Annotated in this window: 25 protein-coding genes; 7 read left to right on the top strand and 18 right to left on the bottom strand. The window is 28.6% G+C overall.

The features are described from left to right. Window positions 1-10: 10 nt before the first annotated feature. The 4 genes from ACJJVK_RS09145 to ACJJVK_RS09130 form a co-directional block, all read right to left on the bottom strand. The gene (locus ACJJVK_RS09145; protein WP_405565387.1) at window positions 11-1441 is read right to left on the bottom strand and encodes a M56 family metallopeptidase; all 1431 of its coding nucleotides are present in this window, start codon (window positions 1439-1441) and stop codon (window positions 11-13) included. A 115-nt stretch (window positions 1442-1556) separates the two neighbouring features. After that, window positions 1557-1910, bottom strand: a complete 354-nt coding sequence (locus ACJJVK_RS09140; RefSeq protein WP_405565385.1) for a hypothetical protein — start codon at window positions 1908-1910, stop codon at window positions 1557-1559. Between the two features lie 139 nt (window positions 1911-2049). Continuing rightward, entirely contained in the window at window positions 2050-2409 is a 360-nt protein-coding gene (locus ACJJVK_RS09135; protein ID WP_215993456.1) for a BlaI/MecI/CopY family transcriptional regulator, read from the bottom strand. 172 nt (window positions 2410-2581) lie between these two features. Next, the gene (locus ACJJVK_RS09130) at window positions 2582-3172 is read right to left on the bottom strand and encodes an alkylphosphonate utilization protein (RefSeq protein ID WP_215993457.1); all 591 of its coding nucleotides are present in this window, start codon (window positions 3170-3172) and stop codon (window positions 2582-2584) included. A 138-nt stretch (window positions 3173-3310) separates the two neighbouring features. On the opposite strand from ACJJVK_RS09130, the gene ACJJVK_RS09125 reads away from it, so the two are divergent. Next, window positions 3311-5527 (top strand): FUSC family protein, encoded by a 2217-nt coding sequence (locus tag ACJJVK_RS09125; RefSeq protein WP_405565382.1) that lies wholly within the window; start codon window positions 3311-3313, stop codon window positions 5525-5527. Between the two features lie 3 nt (window positions 5528-5530). Here ACJJVK_RS09125 and ade read toward each other — a convergent pair whose 3' ends face one another. Further along, entirely contained in the window at window positions 5531-7153 is a 1623-nt protein-coding gene (gene ade / locus ACJJVK_RS09120) for an adenine deaminase (protein WP_405565379.1), read from the bottom strand. 163 nt (window positions 7154-7316) lie between these two features. Here ade and ACJJVK_RS09115 point away from each other — a divergent pair, with 163 nt between their 5' ends. Both ACJJVK_RS09115 and ACJJVK_RS09110 read left to right on the top strand, forming a co-directional pair. Beyond that, a complete protein-coding gene (locus tag ACJJVK_RS09115; RefSeq protein ID WP_405565377.1) occupies window positions 7317-8027 on the top strand; it encodes a peptidoglycan DD-metalloendopeptidase family protein in 711 nt (236 codons plus the stop codon). A 112-nt stretch (window positions 8028-8139) separates the two neighbouring features. After that, window positions 8140-11409, top strand: a complete 3270-nt coding sequence (locus ACJJVK_RS09110; RefSeq protein ID WP_405565374.1) for an amidohydrolase family protein — start codon at window positions 8140-8142, stop codon at window positions 11407-11409. A gap of 22 nt (window positions 11410-11431) precedes the next feature. Here ACJJVK_RS09110 and ACJJVK_RS09105 read toward each other — a convergent pair whose 3' ends face one another. Together ACJJVK_RS09105 and ACJJVK_RS09100 are read right to left on the bottom strand one after the other, a co-directional pair. After that, entirely contained in the window at window positions 11432-11980 is a 549-nt protein-coding gene (locus ACJJVK_RS09105) for a 5-formyltetrahydrofolate cyclo-ligase (RefSeq protein ID WP_405565371.1), read from the bottom strand. A 1-nt stretch (window position 11981) separates the two neighbouring features. Further along, on the bottom strand, window positions 11982-12350 hold the full coding sequence (locus tag ACJJVK_RS09100; RefSeq protein WP_405565368.1) for an MmcQ/YjbR family DNA-binding protein: 369 nt from the start codon (window positions 12348-12350) through the stop codon (window positions 11982-11984). Window positions 12351-12409: 59 nt separating this feature from the next. Between ACJJVK_RS09100 and ACJJVK_RS09095 the strand changes: the two genes are divergently transcribed. Beyond that, on the top strand, window positions 12410-13390 hold the full coding sequence (locus tag ACJJVK_RS09095) for a CorA family divalent cation transporter (protein ID WP_405565366.1): 981 nt from the start codon (window positions 12410-12412) through the stop codon (window positions 13388-13390). Here the strand turns inward: ACJJVK_RS09095 and ACJJVK_RS09090 are convergent. The 8 genes from ACJJVK_RS09090 to ACJJVK_RS09055 all read right to left on the bottom strand — a co-directional run bounded on the left by ACJJVK_RS09090 (window position 13387) and on the right by ACJJVK_RS09055 (window position 18092). Further along, window positions 13387-13560 carry a hypothetical protein gene (locus ACJJVK_RS09090; RefSeq protein ID WP_405565364.1) on the bottom strand — a complete coding sequence of 58 codons (174 nt, stop codon included), beginning with the start codon at window positions 13558-13560 and terminating at the stop codon, window positions 13387-13389. The two genes, ACJJVK_RS09095 and ACJJVK_RS09090, sit on opposite strands and share 4 nt — an antisense overlap. A gap of 100 nt (window positions 13561-13660) precedes the next feature. Further along, window positions 13661-14410 (bottom strand): cyclase family protein, encoded by a 750-nt coding sequence (locus ACJJVK_RS09085; RefSeq protein ID WP_405565362.1) that lies wholly within the window; start codon window positions 14408-14410, stop codon window positions 13661-13663. Window positions 14411-14420: 10 nt separating this feature from the next. Then, window positions 14421-15617: a radical SAM family heme chaperone HemW gene (gene hemW, locus ACJJVK_RS09080; protein ID WP_405565359.1), complete on the bottom strand. Its 1197-nt coding sequence runs from the start codon at window positions 15615-15617 to the stop codon at window positions 14421-14423. 7 nt (window positions 15618-15624) lie between these two features. Next, window positions 15625-16224 carry a crossover junction endodeoxyribonuclease RuvC gene (gene ruvC, locus ACJJVK_RS09075; protein ID WP_215993468.1) on the bottom strand — a complete coding sequence of 200 codons (600 nt, stop codon included), beginning with the start codon at window positions 16222-16224 and terminating at the stop codon, window positions 15625-15627. Window positions 16225-16228: 4 nt separating this feature from the next. Then, entirely contained in the window at window positions 16229-16360 is a 132-nt protein-coding gene (locus ACJJVK_RS09070) for a hypothetical protein (protein ID WP_289851787.1), read from the bottom strand. Window positions 16361-16465: 105 nt separating this feature from the next. Then, a complete protein-coding gene (gene mnmD / locus ACJJVK_RS09065; protein ID WP_405565356.1) occupies window positions 16466-17161 on the bottom strand; it encodes a tRNA (5-methylaminomethyl-2-thiouridine)(34)-methyltransferase MnmD in 696 nt (231 codons plus the stop codon). Next, window positions 17161-17586: a hypothetical protein gene (locus ACJJVK_RS09060; protein WP_405565353.1), complete on the bottom strand. Its 426-nt coding sequence runs from the start codon at window positions 17584-17586 to the stop codon at window positions 17161-17163. Before ACJJVK_RS09060 ends, mnmD begins: the two co-directional genes overlap by 1 nt. Further along, window positions 17586-18092 carry a DUF4920 domain-containing protein gene (locus tag ACJJVK_RS09055; protein WP_405565350.1) on the bottom strand — a complete coding sequence of 169 codons (507 nt, stop codon included), beginning with the start codon at window positions 18090-18092 and terminating at the stop codon, window positions 17586-17588. Before ACJJVK_RS09055 ends, ACJJVK_RS09060 begins: the two co-directional genes overlap by 1 nt. Window positions 18093-18210: 118 nt before the next feature. Between ACJJVK_RS09055 and ACJJVK_RS09050 the strand changes: the two genes are divergently transcribed. Both ACJJVK_RS09050 and ACJJVK_RS09045 read left to right on the top strand, forming a co-directional pair. After that, window positions 18211-19266 carry a branched-chain amino acid aminotransferase gene (locus tag ACJJVK_RS09050; RefSeq protein ID WP_215993472.1) on the top strand — a complete coding sequence of 352 codons (1056 nt, stop codon included), beginning with the start codon at window positions 18211-18213 and terminating at the stop codon, window positions 19264-19266. Window positions 19267-19345: 79 nt separating this feature from the next. Beyond that, a complete protein-coding gene (locus ACJJVK_RS09045) occupies window positions 19346-20299 on the top strand; it encodes an MBL fold metallo-hydrolase (RefSeq protein WP_405565348.1) in 954 nt (317 codons plus the stop codon). Window positions 20300-20309: 10 nt separating this feature from the next. Here ACJJVK_RS09045 and ACJJVK_RS09040 read toward each other — a convergent pair whose 3' ends face one another. Both ACJJVK_RS09040 and ACJJVK_RS09035 read right to left on the bottom strand, forming a co-directional pair. Further along, complete coding sequence (locus tag ACJJVK_RS09040; RefSeq protein ID WP_405565345.1) at window positions 20310-21245, bottom strand: endonuclease/exonuclease/phosphatase family protein; 936 nt, start codon at window positions 21243-21245, stop codon at window positions 20310-20312. 41 nt (window positions 21246-21286) lie between these two features. Further along, window positions 21287-22927 (bottom strand): mechanosensitive ion channel family protein, encoded by a 1641-nt coding sequence (locus ACJJVK_RS09035; RefSeq protein ID WP_405565342.1) that lies wholly within the window; start codon window positions 22925-22927, stop codon window positions 21287-21289. A 99-nt stretch (window positions 22928-23026) separates the two neighbouring features. On the opposite strand from ACJJVK_RS09035, the gene ACJJVK_RS09030 reads away from it, so the two are divergent. Then, on the top strand, window positions 23027-23473 hold the full coding sequence (locus ACJJVK_RS09030) for a Spy/CpxP family protein refolding chaperone (protein WP_405565339.1): 447 nt from the start codon (window positions 23027-23029) through the stop codon (window positions 23471-23473). A 166-nt stretch (window positions 23474-23639) separates the two neighbouring features. On the opposite strand, the gene ACJJVK_RS09025 is transcribed toward ACJJVK_RS09030, so the two are convergent. Continuing rightward, window positions 23640-24155 (bottom strand): gamma carbonic anhydrase family protein, encoded by a 516-nt coding sequence (locus tag ACJJVK_RS09025; RefSeq protein WP_068362918.1) that lies wholly within the window; start codon window positions 24153-24155, stop codon window positions 23640-23642. Window positions 24156-24201 lie beyond the last annotated feature (46 nt).

Below are 24201 nucleotides of genomic sequence, written 5' to 3'. Positions count from 1 at the left end.
GATTTTTTTTTTAAAGTATAATTGTAAAAGGCAATATGTATTTTGCCTTTATTGGTTTTCCATATTTTTCTCCACCAGTCATTTTTGGTAAAGAAGCTATAACTTTTTTAGCTTCATTTTTAATCATTTCATTTGGTGCTTCTACTGAAATATCTCCTACATAACCATTTGGATTAATATTAAAATCAACCAAAACTTTTACTTTTTTTGTATTTAATTTTAAACCAGTTAAAGTTTTTCTATCAAAATTATCTAAGAAATGTTGTTCTAGTTTTTCTAAAAAACAATCAGAATCTCTTTCTGAACAACCAGGGAAAATGGGTGACTTAGTTAATTTTATGAATAACAATTCATCTCCAACTTTATCTGGATGAATGCTAGTCAAATTATCTCCAACCATACCATGAGCAATTCTTCCATCAGGTGTTTTAAAATATTTATTGAATTTATAAAAAGATAAAAACAATTGATTTCTTTCTCCTTTGTTTCTGAATTTTTTAAACCTATTATACTCTCGTTCTTTAATTTCTTCTGGCAATTCTTCTAAAGGTATTTCTTCTAAAAGCCCTTTTGGATTAGGACCATAGTAAGTGTCTAAACTTGATTCTTTTTCTCCTTTGTAACTAAATAACTCTCCATCAGCAACACTATAATGCGTTACAATTCTTTTCTTTAACCTACTGTCAAAAGATGCGCAAGAACTGTAAAAAAGCATACTAATTAATATTGGTACTAAAACCAAATATTTTAATTGCTTTACCGCTTTTGATTGATTCTGATTCATCATCAGTATTCTTTGTTTTATAAAAGTTTTTTTACAAAATTGATTTACAAACGATATATTTTCTACTTGAAAAAAGCTAGATAACAAATTATTGATATAACTTTCTTTGGTTTCTGATTTGGCTACAATTGCATCAGAAATGTATTCGTGTACCAAAGTGATTCGCTTTTGATAGAAATAAATCATTGGGTTAAACCACATCACAATTTTTAATACTTCAAAAAAAAGTAAATCTAAAGAATGCTTTTGCTGGCTATGTACCAACTCGTGCTGAATTACGTTTTCTTGTTGATGTTTGGGCACTTCTTTCCCTAAAAAAATATAGTTAAAAAATGAAAAGGCTTTGGTTTGATTTGGAATTAAAATTAAAGTAAAATCAGATTTATTAATCGTTTCATTATTTCTAATAAATGAAATAATCTTTATCAATTTTATCAAAAACAAAACCGAGAAAAAAGCGACTCCAATCCAAAATAAAATATTGATATAGTTAATAGATTGTTCAATATTTGTTTCTTGAATTGTTTGCTGGATTACTTGATCAGGATTTAAAACAATTTCTGGCAATTGTATTACAAATTCTTGTGGAACTGCTTTTTGAAACGTTGGTATTTTTATCAATGGTAACACAAAAGATAAAATTGGTGTACTTAACAAATACCATCTATTTTTGGTGAAAAAGGTCTCTTTGCTAAGAAAAAAATCATAAACAGTCAAGAATAACACTTGGAATAAGATAACCTGAAGGATGTAATTGATCATAGCTTATATTTTATAAATTAGGTAAGGATGCTTTTCCACATTGCGCAAAATCAATATCTCTCTTTACATTAATTTTAGCATTATTTGCAAACTCATTAACGAGCTTTTCGTACTCAATAATCTTATCTTCACTTATATCTTCTAATATTTTAAAAGCGTATACTTTTATTTTTCCTTTTTTAGTAAAATATATTTTGTTAAAGATCTTAATGTTTTCTTTTTTAGAATTCCATTTAAAGTTATGGTCTTTTAAAAAATGATATAAATCTGAATGCAATTTTGTCCAAGACTCCACTACTATTTCAAAATCCAGATTACTAATATCAGGATTTAATAAATTTGGATGATTTTTATCTAAATTCATTTTTAAAAAATCCTTTTGTTCTATTTCTGAAATAGTATTTAAATTAAATACTAAAACATTTTCCTCTTTCGAGTCTAACTTACATCCATAGCAAAAACAGAAAATTATTAAAAGTGTGAACGATAAATTTTTCATCACTTTATTTTTTATTCACTTCTTTTAAAATAGATTCCAATTCAGCAACATCCATATTATTTTCTTTTACAAAAAAGGAAACCATACTTTTAAATGAACCATTAAAATAACCATTCATTAATTTATGTAAACTTTGGTTGCTATACGTTTCTTTTTCAATTAATGGGTAATACACATAACCTCTACCTTTTGCTTTATGTGCCACAAATTCTTTAGTTTCTAAAATTCTAATAATTGTAGAAACTGTATTATAAGCTGGTTTAGGTTCAGGTAATTTTTCTATGATTTCTTTTACAGAAGATTCTTCCAAATTCCATAAAACTTGCATAATCTGCTCTTCTGCTTTTGTTAATTGTTTCTTCATAATTTTCAACTAAACTTTTAGTTTAACGATACAAATATAACTAAAAAACTAGTTTAAACTAATTTTTTAGTTATAAATATTATTGTTTTATATCTCATCTCTCTTTAAACCATAAAAAAAAGGCCTGTAATTCAATAAATTACAAGCCTTTTTAAGTTTTTATCAAAAAAAATTATTCCTTTTCTGCCATTTTCTTTACATAATCTGTAATAATAACAATTTGAGTTGGACCAACTTTACCCTCAATATATTTTGCATTTTCGTGATCTAAAGATATTCTACGAACTGCAGTTCCTTGTTTTGCAACCATACTAGAACCTTTTACTTTTAAGTCTTTTATCAACACAACAGAATCCCCTGCTTGTAAAATTGCCCCATTTGCATCTCTATGAATAATCTTTTCACTTTCTGATAAATGATCTCCTGTTTCTTTTGCAAAACGGATTTCTTCATCTTCTAAATACATCATTCCTAATAAATCTTGTGGCCAACCTTCGTTCTTTAAACGATGTAACATTCGCCAAACTGTAACCTTTACAGGCGTAAATTCGCTCCACATAGAATCATTTAAACAACGCCAATGATTTGCATCTACTTCCTCAGGATTTTCAATTTGATTTATACAAGTTTCACAAGCTAAAATACTACCATCAAAACCACCTGTAGATACTGGTTTAACTTCGTAAATAGCTAAATTATTTGTTGCTGAACACAATTCGCATTGATTGCCACTTCTCTTTTCTAAATCTTGTAATAAACTCATTTCTATGTTTTGATTGTACAAAAATAATCAAACCCTTTTATTTTATGATGATTGATAGTATTAAAAAAATTATTTAAATAATGCATATAAATATACTGCCCTAAAATTACTTCTTAAATTTGCAGTATAAAATAAGTTATGATTACATCTTTTTTAAGATATATAAAAAGTATTCAATTTTTAAAAGCGGTTTTAGTTGCTTTAGCCATGACAATTCCTGTATTTATATCTATCTATTTTTTTGATAGTATGGATATTGGTTTTAGTATTGCTCTTGGTGCAATTTTAAGTTTGCCTGCAGATATTAATGGTAGTTTAAAACATAAATTCTATGGTATTTTAGCCTCTATAATTCTAGCTTTTACAATAACTCTAATGGTTGGTTATTTTAGTAGTTACTTGTTATTAATAATTCCGATTTTAATAATTTTAGTTTTTTCAGTTTCGTATATTTCTGTATTTGGTTTTAGAGCTTCTTTAATTTCTTTGGCAGGTTTATTGGCTTTGGTTTTGGCTTTTGCCTACGATAGTAATGAAGTTTCCTTGTTACAACATGCTTTATTTATTGCTCTTGGTGGCTTTTGGTATTTATTTTTAACGCTTTCTACTCAGTTGATTTTCCCTAAAGTTCAAACCGACTTTTTATTTTTTACATTAATAGAAAAAACAGCAGGTTTTATAAAATTAAGAGGTGAATTATTAGTAGAAAAAGAAGATAGAACTTTACTATTAGAGAAAAGTTTTAAACTACAGATTGATATTAATGAGCTACATGAAACCTTAAGAGAAGTAATTTTAGAAAGAAGAACTAATGCTGGTTTTAGCAACAGAATTAGACGTCAGCAATTAATATTTTCTAAACTGATGGAAGTTTATGAGTTAGCCATTTCTAACCCTATTAATTATAAAAAGTTTGATGTATTATATAAAGATCATCCAGAAAAAATTGATGAATTTAAAGTTTTAATTTTTGAAATTTCAGAAAGACTTTTACATATTTCTAAAGTTATTTTAAAAGAAGAAAAACTTTCGTTTGCAAACAATTTTAAAATATTATTAAAAAAAATAGAGAATCAGATTGATCTTTTTGAGCTACAAGTAGGTTTACCAGAATCTAGAGAAGATGTAATTCTGTTATTAAATTACAAAACTTATCAAGAAAAGCAAATTCAGAACTTAAATGATATTGTTAGAATTTTAAGCAAATACTCTAAAAATGATAAAATTAGAGGTATAAAAAATGCAGAACAGTTTATTACTCCTCAAGATTATGATTTAAAAAAGCTAAGGGCTAATTTTAGTATTAAATCGCCAATCTTTAGGCATTCTTTAAGATTAACTTTAACCACTTTAATTGGGTTTATTGTTGGTCATATTATTGAATTACAACAATCTTATTGGATTCTTTTAACCATAATCGTAATCATGAGACCAAGTTATAGTTTAACAAAAGAAAGAACTAAAAACAGGGTTATTGGTACAATTATAGGTGCTTTGGTTGGTGTTGCTATTGTACTTATTACACAAAACACAATCATTTATGCAATTATTGCAGTAATTTCTTTAATTATAGGCTTTTCTTTAGTAAAACAGAACTATAGAAATGGAGCCGCTTTTATTACACTTTATGTAATTTTTATGTATGCTATAATTTATCCAAATGTATTAGAAGTTATTCAATTTAGAGTTTTTGATACATTAATAGGAGCATTATTAGCGTATGCAGCCAACCATTTATTTTGGCCTGCTTGGGAGGCTAGAAACATGAAAGATTTCTTAAAAGAATCTACCAATAGTTTTTCTAATCTTTTGAACGAAATAAATATCTATTATCATAAAAAAGGGGAAACATCAATCAATTATAGGCTAGCCAGAAAAGAAGCTTTTTTAAAGGTTGGTAATTTAAATGCTGCTTATCAAAGATTTGTACAAGAACCAAAATCTAAACAAGAAAATAGTGCAATAATTTATGACTTGGTATCTATTAGTAATACATTTTTATCTTCTTTAACTTCTTTAGGGATGTTTATTAGAAGTAACGAAACAGGTATTGCACCAGAACAATTTGAGATTTATGTAACCAATATTCAAACCAATTTAAAAAGTGTAATTGACACCACAAACGATAAAGAAAATAATAATTCTTTAAACACCAAAGAATTAAAAATTGCTGAAAAAAATTACAAAAAACATTACAAAAACCTTTCATCTACAAGAGATGAAGAAATTGTAAAAGGGATTCCTATTTCTAATGAAATGAAAGTTGCTTTACACGAAACTCAATTGGTTTTTGAACAGGTAAAATGGTTATTTAATTTATCAGAAAGTTTAGTGAAAAAGATTAATAAGATTTAAGATTTAATCGATTTCTAATGATGTAAACTGAAAACTTGTTCCATCAAACAAACCTTTATCAGATAGTTTTAAAGACGGAATAACAAGCAAAGCCATAAAAGACAAACTCATATAAGGTGCTCTTAATTGGCTCCCCATTTCTTTTGCCATTTTATCTAATTCAGCATAAGCTTCACCAGTTTCTTTGGCTGGTTTATCAGACATGATACCAGCAACTGGCAATGAAACTATTTTTTCTTTGGATGATGTTACAGCACAAACTCCCCCTCTATTTTCGATGATTAAATTTACGGCTTTACAAATCATTTCATCAGAAACTCCAATTGCAATTATGTTATGAGAATCATGCCCAACAGAACTTGCAATAGCACCTTGTTTTAATCCAAAATTTTTGATAAATGCTATTGATGGTTCAGCATTTTTATAACGATTTACGACTGTCATTTTTAAAACATCAGTCTCAATATTCGAAACTAAATTTCCGTTTTTTATTAAAGATGCTGCTTCTATTTTATTGGTTACTAACTCACCATCTAAAGCTTCAATTACTTTAATTTTTGCTGCTGATGAAGCAAATCTAAAATCTTCAATTTTCTTTATATCTGTATTAAAATTATTCAATACTTCAAAGGCAACATCTTTTACAAATGAGTTTCCATTTTTTGCAACCAATTCTCCATTTATGTAGGTTTCTAAAACATTAAATTTCTCTAAACTATCAACCACAACAAAATCTGCAAAATCATCTTTTTGTAATAAACCAACATCCAAATTATAATGCTTTACAGGATTTATACAAGCAGCTTGTAACACTTTAAAAACGTCAAACCCTTTAGCAACTGCTCTTTCACACAATTGATTTATATGGCCTAACAATAAATCATCTGGATGTTTATCATCTGAGCAAAACATCATATTTTCATAATTATCTGGCAAAAGGTCAATTAAAGCTTCAAAATTTTTGGCAGCAGAACCTTCTCTAATAATTACTTTCATTCCTTTTTCTAATTTCTCTTTGGCTTCATCAAAAGAAAAACATTCGTGATCTGTAGAAATACCTGCATCAATATATTTTGTAGCATCATCTCCTCTTAATCCTGGTGCATGACCATCTATGGGTTTGTTGTTATTTTTTGCGTGTTTAATCTTTGCTAAAACTTCTTTATCATCAAACAGAACACCTGGATAATTCATCATTTCTGCCAAATATTTAATGTCAGAATTTTCCATCATTTTTTTAATGTCATCTGCATTAATAATTGCTCCTGCACTTTCAAAAGAAGTTGCTGGCACACAACTTGGTGCTCCAAAATTGAATTTTAACGGCACTTTTTTTCCGTTTTCAATCATAAAATCCACACCTTTTACGCCCAAAACATTGGCAATTTCATGCGGATCTGAAACTGTAGCCACAGTTCCATATACAACTGCAATTTTAGCAAACTCAGAAGGCACTAACATCGAACTTTCTATGTGAATATGAGCATCTATAAAACCAGGTAAAATATAGTTTTCTTTATTATGATTTACTTCACGAATAGCAATAATTTTATCATTTTTAACCTCAACTTCTCCTTTAAAAATGGTTTTATTCTGAATATCGACAATGTTTCCTTGTACTATCATTTATTTGCTTTTACACAAAATTACAAATAATAAAAAAAGCATTTAGAATAAGCTTGATAAAAATAGTCAAGAATTATTTCATTTTAACTTACTTACTTTGTCAACTACTATCAAACAAAATAAAAAATATTTGTAAGTTCAATTCAAAGACTTATTTTTGATAATGGATGAAAAACAACGCTATCAAAATTTTATCAATTGGGTTAAAAACCGACAATTTTCACTTAAAGAATTATTCCCAACAATTCAGAAAACAGCACTTTATCCTATTGATTTAAGCATCAATAATTCAACCGTAAAAACAGAGGCAGAATTCAATAATCCTACTTTTTTTGAAGCTCAATTATTGGCTATTCAAAACAAAAATCCGGAGAAAATAATTGCTGGTGGTTATTTAGAAAAACGTGCTTTATACACTTCTGATATTTATAATGCTGAAAATTCATCAGAAAAAAGAAATATTCATTTGGGTGTTGATTTTTGGTTACCAGAAAACACTGCTGTTCACGCAATTTTAGATGGTGAAATTGTATGCGCTATTCATCAAAAAGATTTAAAAGGTTATGGCGGATTTATCATTCTAAAACATCAGTTTCAAAAACTTAAATTTTATACTTTGTATGGACATTTATCCGAAGAAAGTATTTTAAAATTTAATTTGAATGATGTAATAAAAGCAGGTGAAAAAATTGGTGATTTAGGAAATTATAACGAAAATGGTGAATGGGTACCTCACTTACATTTTCAAGTAATTCTCTCATTACTAAAATATAAAAATGATTTTCCTGGTGTTGTTTTAGAAAGTGAACTTGACTATTGGAAAAAGATTTGTCCTAATCCTAATTTATTATTTAGAAGTACTGACTTACAATAAATTAACCATTAATAAACGAATATTGAATTTCATTAAAATAATTAATTCTTGAATTCGTAGCAAGAATAAAAACCTTACATTTATAAAGTATAATTTTTAATCCAGATCAATTATGTCTAAAAATATATTACTACTGCTTTGCTTAGCGTTTTCGATACAAATCAATTCGCAAGAAAAACCTAAAAAATGGGATGTTAATAATCCGCATGAAGATTGGAGATACAATTCTTTTCAATTGAGCACAACAGAAGGTACTTGGATGAATTTAGACGTTTCTCCTGATGGAAAAACCATTGTTTTCGATTTGCTAGGTGATATTTACAAAATGCCAATTTCTGGAGGTACAACTACTCGTTTACGTTCTGGTTTAGCTTATGAAGTACAACCAAGATTTAGCCCAAATGGAAAATATATTTCGTTTACAAGTGATGCTGAAGGTGGAAATAATATTTGGGTGATGAAAGCAAATGGTAGTGATGCAAAATCGATTACCAAAGAAAAATATAGATTACTAAACAATGCTGTTTGGACACCAGATGGAAAATCTTTAGTGGCTAGAAAACACTACACCTCTCAACGTTCTGTAGGTGCAGGAGAAATGTGGCAATATCCACTTTCTGGAGCTGCTGGTTTGCAATTAACCAAAAGAAAAAACGATCAACAAGATGTAAATGATCCATCAATTTCACCAGATGGAAAGTATTTATATTATGCAGAAGACATGTATCCTGGAGGGTATTTTCAGTACAATAAAGATCCTAACAAACAGATTTATGTAATTAATCAATATAATTTTGAAACCGGAAAAACAGAAAGAATTACAGGTGGTCCTGGAGGTGCAGCAAGACCTGTTGTTTCTAAAAATGGTAAATTATTGGCGTTTGTAAAACGTGTAAGAACAAAATCTGTTTTATACATTCACGAATTAGAGACAGGTAAAGAATGGCCTATTTACGAGAACTTAAGCAAAGACCAAAGTGAGGCTTGGGCTGTGTTTGGAGTGTATCCACATTTTGCTTGGATGCCAGATAGCAAAGACATTATTATTTGGGCTCAAGGTAAAATTAACAGAATAAATATTGAAACAAAACAGATTCAGAATATTCCTTTTCAAGTTGATGAAGAAATTAAACTGGCCAAAACACACAGCGTAAAAAGAAAGGTTTTTGAAGAAAATTTCACATCAAAAATGATTAAAAATGTACAAACTTCTCCTGATGAAAAAACGATAGTTTTTACAGCTTTAGGTCATATTTACAAAAAAGTTTTACCAGAAGGAATACCTACTAGAATTACAACTTTATCTGATTTTGAGGCTGAACCTAGTTTTTCTTCGGATGGAAATTCGATATTATTTGTAACTTGGAATGATGAAGAATTAGGGAACATTTACCAAATAAATTTGGATGGAACCAACTTAGTAAAAATCACAAAAGAAAAAGGGATATACAGAACTCCTGCTTTTAATAGTGCTGATTCTAAAATTGTATACAGAAAAGAATCTGGAAATGGAGATCAAGGTTTTGATTACACAAAAAAAACAGGAATTTACTTAGCCAATGCAGATGGAACTGATGCTAAATTGATTTCTAAAAGTGGAGAATTTCCAAGTTTTTCTGCGGATGATAAACGTATTTTCTTTCAAACTGGAGGATCATTTTTTGGTGGTTTAACAAAGAAATTAAAAAGTGTCGATTTAAATGGAAAAGAAGAAAGAAGTCATTTTTCATCAAAATTAGCCAACAGATTAGTACCAAGTAACGATAATAAATTTATTGCTTTTATTCATTTGCATAAATTGTATGTTGCTCCTTTTGTTAAGAACGGAAGTGAAATTAATTTAGATAACAACACACAGTCTTTTAATGTAGAAAGCTTGTCTATAAACGCTGGTATTAATTTACATTGGGCAAAAAACGATTCTAAAGTATTCTGGACTTTGGGTGATGAATATTCATCGAAATCAGTGGTAAATAATACAACAGATCCTTTTGCAAAAACAAATTTAGCAGCAACAGATGTTACTAGTATTAAAATAAATCTAACTAAAAAATCGGATGTTCCTGAAGGTAGAATTGCGTTTAAAAATGCCAGAATTATTACTATGAATGGCAATCAAGTAATTGAAGATGGAACTATTATCATCCATAAAAATAAAATTGAAAAAATTGGTAAAACCAATGATATTGACATTCCTGCTGATGCAAAAGTGTATAAAATGTTAGGCAAAACCATTATGCCTGGTATTGTAGATGTACATGCACATGTTGGCGCTTTTAGAAACGGATTAAGCACTCAAAAACACTGGCAATTTTATGCGAATTTAGCTTTTGGAGTTACTACTTCACATGACCCTTCTGTGCATACAGCAGCTGCTTTTACCTTAGAAGAATTACAAAAAAGTGGTGATTTAGTTGGTCCTAGAATGTTTTCTACTGGTTTTATTTTATATGGAGCAGAAGGCGATTTTAAAGCAATTGTTAATAATTTAGATGATGCTCGTTTTGCAATTGCAAGAACTAAAGCTTTTGGTGCAAAATCAATTAAAAGTTACAATCAGCCAAGAAGAGAACAGCGTCAGCAAATTATGCAAGCAGCTAGAGAATTGGGTGTAAATGTGGTGCCTGAAGGTGGTTCTAATTTTTTCTCTAACATGTCTATGATTTTTGATGGCCATACAGGAATTGAACACAACATACCTGTTGCACCTGTTTATAAAGATGTAATATCGCTTTGGAAAAACAGTAAAACTGGTTACACACCTACTTTAATTGTAAATTATGGTGGTATGAGTGGTGAGTATGAATGGTATCAAAAAACAAATGTCTGGGAAAACAAAACCTTACAGAAATACACACCAAGATATGTAGTTGATTCACGTTCTAGACATAGAACTATGATACCTGAAGAAGAGTATAAAAACGGACATGTTTTAACTTCTGAAACGGTTACTGCTTTAGCAAAAGAAGGTGTAAAAGTTAATTTAGGTGCTCATGGGCAATTACAAGGTTTGGGCGCTCACTGGGAATTATGGATGTTACAACAAGGTGGTTTAAGTAATCACGAAGCTTTAAAAGCTGCCACCATAAATGGAGCAAATTACATTGGTGTTGCTGATGAAATTGGTTCTTTAGAAAAAGGGAAATTAGCAGATTTAATTATACTTGATAAAAATCCTTTAGAGGATATTAAAAATTCTAATTCAGTGATTTACACTATGGTTAATGGACGTTTATTTGATGTAGATACTATGAATGAAATTGGTAATTACGATAAAAAAAGAACCCAATTTTATTTTGAAATGGAAGGTTACAACCAAGGAGTTCCTTTAAATATGAATACGAATAGTTTTATGACACCTACTTGTAGTTGTCATGAGTAAAAAATGAGTTACAAATTATTTATTACTTTGGATAAATAACAAAATCCAAAGGAATATCAAACTCATTAACATTAGAAATATTCGAAATAGGTTTAAAGAAATTTAAACCTATTTTTTTTACATCTTTTCTGCAATTAGATAAAAAACGATCATAAAAACCTTTACCATAACCTACTCTGTAACCCATTTCATCAGAAATTAAAAGAGGTACAAAAACCAAATCTATTTCTGTTTCTAAAACTTGTTCTGCATTTTTAGGTTCAGGAATTCCGTATGTATTTACTTCAATTTCTGTATCTTTTTCTAAGTAAAAATGAGTTAAGGTATTGTTTGTAAAATCACTTTTAGAAACTACAATTTTTATCTTTTTATCTCTAAAATAATCAATAATTGGCTTTGTATCAATTTCTTTAAACTTTTCTAGCGAAAGAAAAATATGAATGGTATTAATGTTAGAAATATCCAAATCATAAATTTGATTGTAGATACTTTCTTGAAGCTGACGAATTTTATCCGAAGATAAATGTTGTCTTTTTTGTTTGTATATTTTTCTAAGTTCTGCTTTTTTCATTTTACAAATTAGCTAATTCAGCTTTTGCTTTTTTAGTTAAACCTTGTACAACTAAATCGTAAGAATGATTTATCAACTCAAAAACCAAAGTATCAGAAACATCAGCAGTGTTAATTTTTACGGTGTTCCAATGTTTTTTATTCATATGGAAACCTTGGTAAATGCCTTCGTATTCAGCACGTAGTTCCAAAGCCTTTTCAGGGTTACATTTTAGGTTAATTTTCTGTTCGCCTTTTTCCCAATGATTTAAGCCAACCAAAGCAAACATTTTGTTCATCACCTTAAAAACAAGCGTAACATCATCAAAAGGAAAATGTTCTGTTACTCCTTTTTTAGCGATACAAAAATCTCTTAATTGTTCTATATGCATTTTAGTTGTTGATTTTAAAAAAGTATCTTTATAAAACCAAATCTACAATTAATTTTATAATGGAGAAGGAGTTTTTAAAACAGACATCATTAATTAGTTATTCTGAAAATAATTATCAAAAAAATAAATATGATACTATTTCTGATATTATTTTATCGAACAAAATACCTTCTACAGAATGGATAAATACTTATGGAAACAAATATTCAGAAATTTTTAAAATAATCGTTAATCAGAATAAATTAGACGATTTTTTGATAAAATTATTTATGGATGATGAGCATTCTAATAAAGTTATTTTGTTAGATGATTTGGTATTTGTGTCTACTCGTGTATTAATTACCAAAAGCGAAACTTTAGAATCTGAACAAATGCTTTTTGTAGTTTCGTCTAGTTATTTGTGGAGTATTCAAGAAAAAGAAGGCGATTATTTTGATTGGATTCGTGAGCGTTTAGAAGCCAATAAAGGCATTGTTAGAAAGAAAAAAACAGATTATTTATTGTTTTTAATTTTAGAATCGATAGTAGATAATTATCAAGAAACTTATCAAAAAAATGCAGCTTTAAGTGCAGATAAATTAAACTCTACTCAAATAAAACCCACACCTGAATTTACATCCTTAGTAGAAAAAAGGAAACAAGAATTATTCAACTTTAAAAAAGCTACAATGAGTTTAAGAGATACTATTGTAAAGCTAGAAAAGATTGAAATTACAAATTTTGATGTAAAATATTTTAGTGAATTAAAAGAACAATCGAATAATTTAATTTCTAATATAGATTTTGAATTACAAGAGTTAGAAAGTAAAATAAACTTGATTTTTAGTATTCAAGGTCATAGATTAAATGAGGTGATGAAAACACTAACAATTTTATCTGTAATCTTTATTCCACTTACTTTTTTAGCAGGTATTTACGGAATGAATTTTGAGTATATTCCTGAATTAAAATATAAATATGGTTACTTTATTTTATTAGGAATAATGGTGTTAGTTACTATTGCTGCTGTTTGGTATTTTAAACGTAAAAAATGGTTTTAATTTTTCTTTTTTTCAACTATTAGTTTTATCAGAAAAATTAATGAAATTAAACTAAATAAAAAAGCCGCGAATTTGGCAATATTAATTGCTACATAAACTCCAATAGCTCTATTTGAACTACTTTCTGCTAACATTGTAATTGTATTATTTATTCTTACTGAAAACTCCATATATAGATAAATATATAGTGAAGTTATAAATACAAGCAAAAGTCTGGTATTTTCAAGAAGTGCTTTCATCAACAAAAAACCCTTTTTACAAAAGCTAAAATTACTTTATAATTTCATACAAAACTGGCTTACTTGGGGTAGCATCATTCTCAAAAGGTGCAATCATTAAGTTTAATAAATACTCACCATCTTCTACATCATTTGGTACATAAATAAATTCTGTAATTGTGGCATCCATTCTTATTTCTCCTGCTGTATTCCAAAAAGCATTATGAGACAATAGTTGACCATCATCTTTTTCTTTATCTACAGATGGTAAATCTATTAACAAATGTTTTACGCCTTTTTCTCTTAAATAAATTGCCGCTTTTTCTGACAAATAAGTAGGGTTTGTATTTGAGTATTTCATACTCTTTTTATCCTCTAGATTAGGTAAAGTTCTAATAACTATAGCATCTCGTTTCTTATTTCTCAAAGCAGTTTTTAATTGTTTTACTCCAATTAAAAAATCTCCATTATGAAACAAAGGTGCAATTGTAACCACCTCTGCCAGAAAGATAAAATACTTTAAATTTTGGTTTACAGAATGTACTTTTTCTGTAATATGACCAACACATTCTGTATGTGTAATATGTGAATGTGGATTGAATTGTATGCTATTAAAATTTACTACAGCACCATTGGCAACACTTATTTCATAACCTTCTTGTGTTTCTGCAGAAATTTTTGGACCATCTGTATACCAAGCATTTACACTCTCTTTTACAGGGTCTATTGGAATTGAAATATCTATAGGGTTAGAGATATCTACTACTATTTTTCTTGAGTTGTATTCTACTGTTGCTTTCAAATAATATTGTTTAATTTAAGTTTAACATAAAAAGGTCAGCTGCAATTCCATCTGACAAAAACTTTCCTTTTTTTGTGGTTTTTAAAGTTTGGTTTTCAAGATACAACAATTCTTGTTGAATGTATTTTTTTGATTGATTTTCTAAATAATCAACAAACTGAACACCAAAATCATTTTTAATTTTTGCTAAAGAAACCCCCCAAATTGTTCTTAATCCTGTCATAATATATTCATTATATCTGTCAGTTTTAGATAAAATTTCTCTTTCTATTGGTAATTGGTTTTGCTGAATTGTTTTTATATATTTTGAGTTATTTCTAACATTCCAACTACGTTGATTGCTACTAAAAGAATGTGCTGATGGACCAATACCTAAATAAGGTTTACCCAACCAATAAGCAGAATTGTTTTTACTAAAAAAGCTTTCTTTACCAAAATTTGATGTTTCATAATGTACAAAATTTGCTTTTTCTAATTCATCAATTAAAATATTAAATTGCTCCTGTGCTTTTTCATCATCAACATTTTTAATAATTCCTTTTTTAATAAAACTTGCTAACGGAGTTTTTTCTTCGACAGTTAAAGCATAGCTAGAAATATGTGGGATATTAAAACCCAAAACAGTTGCTATATTTTCTTGCCATTGTTCGTTTGTACAATCTGGAATTCCGTAAATTAAATCTACAGAAATATTGTTAAAATATTGATTTGCAGTTTGCAAACATTTTTTTGCTTCTGTTGCATTATGAGCTCTATTCATCAACTTTAAATCTTTTTCAAAAAAAGATTGCACACCAATACTCAATCTGTTTATTGGTGATTTAGAAAGTTCAATTATTTTTTCTTCGGATAAATCATCTGGATTTGCTTCGAGCGTAATTTCTGGATGTTCTACAACAGTATGATTTTGATAAACAGCATTTACCAACATTTCTATTTCTTTTGTTGATAACAAACTCGGAGTTCCACCACCAAAATAAATGGTTTCTATTTTTGATTGATTTAGCTCTTCTTTTCTAATTTCAATCTCTTTAACTAAACAAGAAATTAGCTCCTCTTTCTTTTTTAATGATGTAGAAAAATGGAAATCGCAATAATAACAAGCTTGTTTGCAAAATGGGATGTGTATGTAGATTCCTGAGGCCTCTCCTAACCTCTCCAAAGGAGAGGAACTCTCCTCTTTATGGAAATTTATATTTTTATCCATTAAATTGTTATTTCTTCTTCCTTAAGTTTATTGTGAGAGAGTTTTTAGAGCCCCCTTTGGGGATTTGGGAGCTATTCTGTTTCACAAAACTTGCCCAACCCGAATAATTTTTACCACCAACAACTTTTCCTGAATTATAATAATGGCAAACTGCTGCTGCCAAACCATCTGTAGCATCTAAGTTTTTAGGCAAAGTTTTTAAATTCAATAACGATTTTAGCATTAAAGCTACTTGTTCTTTACTTGCATTTCCATTTCCTGTAATTGCCATTTTAATTTTCTTTGGCAAATACTCTGTAATTGGCACTTCTCTAGATAAACCTGCAGCCATTGCAACACCTTGTGCTCTACCTAGCTTTAACATAGATTGTACATTTTTACCAAAAAAAGGTGCTTCAATAGCAATTTCATCTGGATGATAGGTATCTATTAATTCTACAGTTCTTTCAAAAATGAGTTTTAATTTTAGGTAATGGTCGTCGTATTTTTTTAATATCAATTCATTCATTTGAATAAATTCCATCTTTTTACCCACAACTTTTATGATACCAAAACCCATAATTGTTGTTCCAGGATCTATGCCTAAAATTATTTTTTCTATTGCCAATTATTTAGAATAAAGAATTTAAAAGTGATTCTGCATTAAACCATAAAAATAAAGCCAATGCTAATAATAAAATTAAAAAAAGCCCTTTTGTAGGTTTTGTTTTTTTTTGTCTTCCAAATTTTCTTTTGAACTCCATTTTTACTTGAATTATTTCTTATTAATTTTAAAAGTTCTTACTGCAACGTTTACAAACTAAAAATATTAGATTTTTCATTGAAATCTATTTTCAGAAAACTTTTAACTACTTTTTAGTTGCTCTTAGCATTTCTCTTTTTCCTGGTGGACCTGCTAATCTTTCTACTGTAAAACCAACAGTTTGCATTGCTCTTCTAACACTACCTTTTGCAGAATATGTTGTTAAGACTCCTTCTTTTTTTAATGCTTTATACATTTTTAAGAAAATAGCTTCTGTCCATAACTCTGGTTGATTAGTAGCCCCAAAAGCATCAAAATAAATAATATCAAATTTATTTACATCTTCTATTTGCTCAAAGAATTGTTTCCTTTTTGTGAGCTTAAAATCATCAGAAATCAACTGTTTTTCATCCCAAGAAACTGAATGTATTTTATCAAATTCTGGTTGATATTCTGTTGCTTTTAATTCTGAAACATAATTTAACTTCTGGATTTCATCATCTAAAATAGGATAAGCTTCTACACCCACATAATTAACTTTTAAACTCTTTTTTTTACCTTCTAAAAAAGTAATAAAAGCATTTAAACCAGTGCCAAAACCAATTTCTAAGATAGAAATTTCGCCTTCTGTTTTTTTATCAGAATTAGAAATAAAATCAGCATAAAAATGCTCTAAACCTGCTTTTATAAAAACGTGATATGCTTCTTGTATAGCTCCGTGTTTAGAATGGTATTGTTCATTCCAATCTGGTAAATGTATGGATGTTGATCCATCAGAAGTTATTATTATTTCTCTCTTCACTACTCTTTAATCAATAGTTTTTTTATTTTAGGAATAGGGCCAATACAAGTTGTTTTATGACAAGCTATACAACTGTTAATTGTGTTATTATAACTTATTTTTAAAGAATCTTTTGGCGACTCAAAAAGCATTTCGTAATTCTTTAAGTAAAATTGAGAAAACCCTTTAAAGACTGCATTTCTATCTGTAGAATCTGTAAGTTTTGCTGTATGAATATTTAAAAATTCTTGATTAAATTTTTCAGGAAACTTACCCTCTAAAATCAACTTTTTGTTTTCTAAATTTTCTGCATACATTTTAAGCATTAAAGCAGCCATTTCTGACTGCTTGTATTCTTTATTCTCTGTAACTACTACTTTGTCTTGTTTTTTTTGAGAACAAGATAAAGTGAATAAAAACAGTAAAAAACAAAGTGATTGCTTCATTATTTTTTCATTAAGACACCATTTGCTTCAAAAGCGAATTCTTTTTTAGGTGCTGTAATTTTAGCTATTTCTTCTTCAGATTTACCTGCATCTTCTGCATAGTGTTTTAACTCATCTACAGAAGTTTCTTTTAAAAATGCTTTACCTTCTACAATAACTTCTCTGTCTTTAGAATCTAAAGGCATAAAAAAACCATAGTCTTTAAAACGTACCATAGTTTCAGTTTCGCCAACAGGTAATTTCATCCAACATCCTTTTTTAGAACAAACATCATTAATTTTAGATGCAAATTTTACGTTTAAAGTATCACCAACACTTAATGTATTAAATTTTGCCAACATTTCATCTGAAGACATTGCTTTATCCGAAGTAATTTTATCACCAAAAGAATCGAAATTCATTGCCAATTTTTCTTCTTTAACCTCTGTAGTTTTTTCTTCTTTTCCTTTTTTACAAGCTGTAAATACTAAAAGGAATACTGCACAAAATTTTATTAAATTTTTCATCTTATATTTTTTTAATGGATTCATCACAAAAGTACTAAATTTAATAAGAAATGTGAATTTACTTATGAGTTTTGAATAAATAAATTGCGTACATTTGCTTTTACATAATCAACAAAAAATGACATCAAGCATAGAAATTCAACGTGTTAAAAATTCGAAGATAGCTTCTGTAGATTTTGATAATTTACCTTTTGGAAGTGTATATTCTGACCATATGTTAACTTGCGATTTTGTAAATGGCAAATGGCAAGAACCTAAAATTGTGCCTTTTGCACCTATAACCTTAGACCCTTCTGCAAAGATTTTTCATTATGGGCAGTCTATTTTTGAAGGTATGAAAGCCTATAAAGATGCAGATGAAAATGTGATGCTTTTTAGACCTTTAGATAACTGTAAACGTTTAAACAAATCTGCTGAGCGTTTGGTAATTCCGCAAATTCCTGAAGATATTTTTATGGACGGATTAAAGGCGTTATTAGAAGTTGATAGTGATTGGATACCAACAAACGATGGGAGTTCTTTATACATTAGACCTTTTATGTTTGCTTCTGGAAATGGTTTTCACGCTTCGCCTGCTGATGCTTATAAATTTATTATTTGTTCTGCACCTTCTGGACCTTACTTTGCAGGTAAAGTAAAAGTTTTAATCGAAGAAAAATATGCACGTGCTGCAAATGGTGGTGTTGGTTATGCTAAAGCTGGTGGTAATTACGCTGCGCAATTTTACCCAACACAATTGGCTATAGATAAAGGTTACAATCAAGTAATTTGGACAGATGATAACTCGCACCAATTTATTGAAGAAGCTGGTGCAATGAATATTTTTGTAAGAATTAATGATACTTTAATTACAAGCCCAACAAGCGATAGAATTCTTGATGGAATAACACGTAAAAGCATTTTACAAATTGCAGAAGATAATGGAATTGACACCGAAATTAGAAAAATTTCTGTTGGTGAAGTTGTAGAAGCTGCTAAAAATGGTAGTTTAAAGGAAATGTTTGGTGCAGGAACTGCTGCTGTAATATCTCCAATTTCTGGTTTTGGTTATAATGATAGTGATTTTGATTTACCAGAATTAGAAAACCCTTATGCTGCTCAATTAAAAAAATTAATTACTGACATACAAACTAATAAAACAGAAGATCCTTATGGTTGGAGAGTTTTTGTATAAAGTTATATTTAAATAAATTCTATAAGCATCAACTTAATGTTGATGCTTTTTTTGTAGCTTTAAAATCTAATTTTTCTTTATGAAATTATTCTTAACATTTTTAAGCATCTTCCTTTTTACTTCTTGTAAGCAACAAAACAAAGTAGCAAAAAACTTAAAAAATAAAGCAAGACACAACCAATACGTAACAATTCTAGGAGTTGCACAAGATGGAGGCTACCCACATATAGGCTGCCAAAAACAATGTTGTAAAAACTTTTACAATGATGTAAATGAAAGAAAAAGTGTAGTTTCTTTGGGTTTAGTAGATATAGAAAATGAACAAAAATATTTATTTGATGCTACACCAGATTTACACACACAATTAGCTAAATTAGAACAACATCATCTAAAAAAAGAAAAAATTATTGATGGTGTTTTTTTAACGCACGCACATATTGGTCATTATACAGGTTTAATGTATTTTGGTAGAGAAGCCTATGGTAAAACTAATATTCCTGTTTTTGCGATGCCTAAAATGACATCATTTTTAAAAAAAAATGGTCCTTGGAGTCAATTGGTGTCTTTAAAAAATATTAAACTTAAAAAATTACAAAACGATTCTACAATTGTACTAAGTAATAAATTAAAAGTAACTCCTTTTTTAGTACCACATAGAGATGAATTTTCTGAAACTGTAGGCTATAAAATTGAAGGGAATAATAAATCTATTTTATTTATACCAGATGTTGATAAATGGCATAAATGGAAACACTCTATAATTGAAGAAGTTAAAAAAGTAGATTACGCCTTTTTAGATGCCACTTTTCTAAATCAGCATGAAGTTAAAAGAGCAATGTCTGAAGTACCACATCCTTTTATAGAAGAAACTGTAAGGCTGTTTGTTAATGAGGCCTTAACAACTAAAAATAAAATATATTTTATACACTATAATCATACAAACCCAACTCTGCAAGAGAATAGCCCTGCAAGAAAAGAAATAGAAAAATCAGGCTTTCATTTTGCTGATGAAGGCATGCAGTTTCAGTTGTAACTGTTGCCTTTTATTTTAATTTAAACTCCATAAAAACTGGTAAATGATCTGAAGCTTGTTCAAACTCATTTAACACTTTTCCTGAAATATATTCTATTGAGTTTTTGGTATAAAAAATATAATCGATTCTTTTAGAAGGTTCTTTAGAATCGAAAGTATTTTCTATTCCTGATTTATTAAATGCAGAATTACCAATATCTTTTAACGCAAACATTTTTTGAATAATTGCATCTTTATCTCTGGCTTCAGAATTAAAATCACCTAATAAAATTGTAGGGTAATCTTTTTTATATTGATTGAATAATTTTAAAACCTCATCAAATTGTTTAACTCTGGTAACTTTATCAAAAGCTTCTAAATGAATATTTATTAAAACAACTTCTTGTTTGTTTAAAGTAACTTTTACTATTTGTGCCAAACGATCTAAATAAAAAGCATTTCTATGAAAAGGTGCATCTGCAACTCTTTGCAAAACAAATCTCTGTTGATCTTTTAAAGGATATTTACTAATAATAGATTGCCCAGAAACTACTTTACCAAAATGCATAGAAATGGGCCAATAAGGAAAGGGTAAATAACGTTTGTCCCAATTAACAGCTGTTGCTCTAAAACCATAACCTAAATTGGCTATTTCTTCTTCCTGATTTATGTTATAAGAACGAGAAGCATCATAATCGATTTCTTGAAAAGTAATGATATCTGGATTGATCTTTTTTGTTTCTGATAAAACTTTCTTCAAATTCGTATCAAACAAAGACTTTGGTTTTGCTATTGGCAAGTTATTTGTCATTCCACTTAAATAACCAATATTATAAGTAACAATGCTAAAAATAGAATCATTTTCTGTTTTTTGATCGGCATTTATAACATTTAAATCTTCATACTCACTTTCGTTTAAGGTAGATGATGAAGCCCAAAAAAAGAAAAGTACACAGGCTACTATCAACAGTAAAAAAAATCGAAAAATAATTTTAAAAAAACGATTCATTAGCTTTCTGGTGTATTTTCTGGTGGAGTATCATTTCTAAAATTCTCCAAAACTTTATCTAAAGAATTTTTTATTTTTTCTTTATCTGTATTGTATTTTGGTGACAAGTTACTTTTATCTGGAAATTGTTCTATAGTTACAGTAGTAGAAGGAAAAGCAAATTCTACTCCCAATTCTGCTGCTAATTTTAAAATAGCCATATGCAATCTGTGTTTAGAAGATTGTTCTGTGCTCCAAGCCAAACTTTTAAAATAAACATTCATCATTACCAACAAAGCAGAATCTCCAAAACCAGTAAACTCTACATTATAAGAATCAGATTTTGTTTCTGGATGTTCTTTAATAATAATACGAACTCCGTTTACAAAAGCCTCAATTAATTCTGGTGGTGTATCATAACGCAATCCTAAATTTGTGTTGTAACGTCTGTACAAACGCAAACCACTATTGTTAATTACCATTTCTGCTAATTTACTGTTTGGAATTTGATACACAGTTGTATCTGCAGCTCTAACTCTTGTAGATCTAAAACCAACTTCTTCTACTGTACCTGTAACTTCGCCTGCAGAGATCCAATCATCTATATGAAAAGGTTTGTCTAAAAATATGGCAACTGTACCAATAAAGTTTTTTACGGTATCTTGAGAGGCTAATGCAAAAGCTAAACCTCCAATTGTAGCACCTGCTAAAATAGTTGTTGTATCTACACCAAATAATTGCAAAACTTTAAAGAAACCAAAAATTAATACAACACCTGTTAATAAATTATTTAAAATTGGCACTAATTGGTCATCTAATCTATTATCTGTTTTTGAGGTAAATTCTTCATAAATCTTCATTATAACTTTAACCAGCTTTAAGAAAACATAAATCCAAAAAACAGTTTCTGCAATATTTATGGCTAAAAACACCCATTTATTTACAGTTAAAGAAAATTGTAAAGACGGAAAAATAGTATCTATAAATTTTATAGCAACTAACAAACTTATAGGGTGTGCTAACTTTTTTAGTACTGTATTTATGGCTAAACTAGAATTACTTTTAGTTATATAATGTTGTAGTTTTTGTAAAATAGAATAAGTAATTTTCTTAAAGATTAAGAAGATTACAAAAGCTAAAATAAATAAAATGATAACTGCTACAAATTGCCACAACTCAATGCCTAACACTTTTGTATAACCCGAATTCGGAATAAAATCCTGAAACTTATCTACATACCAAGGAAAAACTTCTTTGTAAATTCTATCTATACTTGCTACAGTTTCTGAAGAATAGTACCAACTATTTTCTACCTTTTCTACATAGATACTTGGCATTCTTTGAGGAAACAAAACATACTTTTCTTTTGAGTTATAATCTAGGGTATCTTTATAATTAGCATTTGTTGGCAACCTATTAAAATCTATAAATAAACCTTTACCATCTAAAACTTTTTTAATTTTTATTGCTTTTTCTATTGCTGTTTTTTCTGGTAACCCTAAGATAGTTTTTGCAGCTTTTTTAGGTTGATAAGAATCGTTTTGTAAAAAATAAATATGCGTATAAACCGCTGATTTCGGATTACTTAAGTCTACTTTAACAATCTCTTGCGCATTTACTAAAAAAGATAAAAAATAGATTAGAACAAGTAGTTTTTTCATAAGAGTAATTTGTTAAGCAGCTGTTAAATAATAAAACAAATTTAAACCTTTTAATTTTTTTGATGTCAAAGAAGCGTAACAAAAAAATAATTTAAAATCATGAAAAAAATAATAGGTATCGTAGTTTTAGTATTCGTTTTTACTTTAACAACACAAGCACAGAAAAAAAGAGGTAATAAAGGACCACAAATGACTGTTGAACAACATACAGATTTAGCAGTTAAGAAAATGACATTAGCTTTAGATTTATCTGACAAGCAACAAAATCAAATTAAACCTTTGATTAAAGCACAAGCAGAAGAAAGAAAAGCAGGAATGGAAAAAAGAAAAGAGGCTAGAAAAAGTGATACAAAGCCAACTGCTGATGAAATGTATGCGATGCAAAGCAAACGTTTAGACGATCAAATTGCATTTAAAAACAACATGAAAAAAATCTTAAATGATGAGCAATTTGAAAAATTTGAAAAAATGAACAAAGGCAGAAAAATGAAGGGGAAAAAGAAAGACACAAAAGAACGCAGAATGGCAAAAGAAAAAAGAGATTAATAGTAACTGATTTGGTTGATTGGTTTATATATGGCTCAATTCCCTTTAGAGGAAATTGGGCTTTTTTATGCTTTTAAAACAGCTTGCTAATCTAGCAAAGTCAGAAACTTTTTTTAATATCTTTTTCTTAATTTGATATTTTTTACGAGAATATTGGCGTTAAATTCTACTCCTTAAACCAACTCGAATATTTTAAATAATTATTAGCAATTCTATCAATTTCACCAGAAATTAATTCTTCTGAAATGTCTTTTACTTTTTTGGCTGGCACACCTGCATAAATACTACCACTTTCTACTTTTGTATTTTTAGTAACTACTGCACCAGCTGCAATTATAGAATTAGATTCTATAATACAATCATCCATAATAATTGACCCCATACCCACTAAAACATTATCGTGAATTGTACAACCATGTACAATTGCATTATGCCCAATAGAAACATTATTACCAATTGTTGTTGGCGATTTTTGATAAGTTGCGTGGATTACTGCTCCATCTTGAATGTTTACTTTATTGCCTATTTTGATGAAATGTACATCTCCTCTAATCACAGCATTAAACCATATAGAACAATCTGAACCTAAAGAAACTTCACCTAAAATAGTAGCATTTTCTGCGATATAACAATCTTCTGGTATTTGTGGATGATTTCCTCTTACTGATTTTATGATAGGCATATTCTTTTGTCTTTTAATTTAGCAGTAAATGTAAAAATTAAAAAAA

The sequence above is a fragment of the Polaribacter sp. Asnod6-C07 genome (assembly GCF_045063625.1).
Taxonomy (GTDB): domain Bacteria; phylum Bacteroidota; class Bacteroidia; order Flavobacteriales; family Flavobacteriaceae; genus Polaribacter; species Polaribacter vadi_A.
This window is presented reverse-complemented; position numbering and strand designations above follow the sequence as displayed.

Coding starts and splice junctions, on each gene's coding strand:
- ACJJVK_RS09070 (WP_289851787.1), bottom strand. CDS start 16,360: ATGGAGTTCAAAAGAAAATTTGGAAGACAAAAAAAAACAAAACCTACA.
- ACJJVK_RS09140 (WP_405565385.1), bottom strand. CDS start 1,910: ATGAATTTAGATAAAAATCATCCAAATTTATTAAATCCTGATATTAGT.
- ACJJVK_RS09030 (WP_405565339.1), top strand. CDS start 23,027: ATGAAAAAAATAATAGGTATCGTAGTTTTAGTATTCGTTTTTACTTTA.
- ade (WP_405565379.1), bottom strand. CDS start 7,153: ATGATAGTACAAGGAAACATTGTCGATATTCAGAATAAAACCATTTTT.
- ACJJVK_RS09110 (WP_405565374.1), top strand. CDS start 8,140: ATGTCTAAAAATATATTACTACTGCTTTGCTTAGCGTTTTCGATACAA.
- ACJJVK_RS09055 (WP_405565350.1), bottom strand. CDS start 18,092: ATGAAAAATTTAATAAAATTTTGTGCAGTATTCCTTTTAGTATTTACA.
- hemW (WP_405565359.1), bottom strand. CDS start 15,617: ATGGATAAAAATATAAATTTCCATAAAGAGGAGAGTTCCTCTCCTTTG.
- ACJJVK_RS09095 (WP_405565366.1), top strand. CDS start 12,410: ATGGAGAAGGAGTTTTTAAAACAGACATCATTAATTAGTTATTCTGAA.
- ACJJVK_RS09115 (WP_405565377.1), top strand. CDS start 7,317: ATGGATGAAAAACAACGCTATCAAAATTTTATCAATTGGGTTAAAAAC.
- ACJJVK_RS09135 (WP_215993456.1), bottom strand. CDS start 2,409: ATGAAGAAACAATTAACAAAAGCAGAAGAGCAGATTATGCAAGTTTTA.
- ACJJVK_RS09100 (WP_405565368.1), bottom strand. CDS start 12,350: ATGCATATAGAACAATTAAGAGATTTTTGTATCGCTAAAAAAGGAGTA.
- ACJJVK_RS09060 (WP_405565353.1), bottom strand. CDS start 17,586: ATGAAGCAATCACTTTGTTTTTTACTGTTTTTATTCACTTTATCTTGT.
- ACJJVK_RS09025 (WP_068362918.1), bottom strand. CDS start 24,155: ATGCCTATCATAAAATCAGTAAGAGGAAATCATCCACAAATACCAGAA.
- ACJJVK_RS09050 (WP_215993472.1), top strand. CDS start 18,211: ATGACATCAAGCATAGAAATTCAACGTGTTAAAAATTCGAAGATAGCT.
- ACJJVK_RS09105 (WP_405565371.1), bottom strand. CDS start 11,980: ATGAAAAAAGCAGAACTTAGAAAAATATACAAACAAAAAAGACAACAT.
- ACJJVK_RS09045 (WP_405565348.1), top strand. CDS start 19,346: ATGAAATTATTCTTAACATTTTTAAGCATCTTCCTTTTTACTTCTTGT.
- ACJJVK_RS09035 (WP_405565342.1), bottom strand. CDS start 22,927: ATGAAAAAACTACTTGTTCTAATCTATTTTTTATCTTTTTTAGTAAAT.
- ACJJVK_RS09130 (WP_215993457.1), bottom strand. CDS start 3,172: ATGAGTTTATTACAAGATTTAGAAAAGAGAAGTGGCAATCAATGCGAA.
- ACJJVK_RS09125 (WP_405565382.1), top strand. CDS start 3,311: ATGATTACATCTTTTTTAAGATATATAAAAAGTATTCAATTTTTAAAA.
- ACJJVK_RS09090 (WP_405565364.1), bottom strand. CDS start 13,560: ATGGAGTTTTCAGTAAGAATAAATAATACAATTACAATGTTAGCAGAA.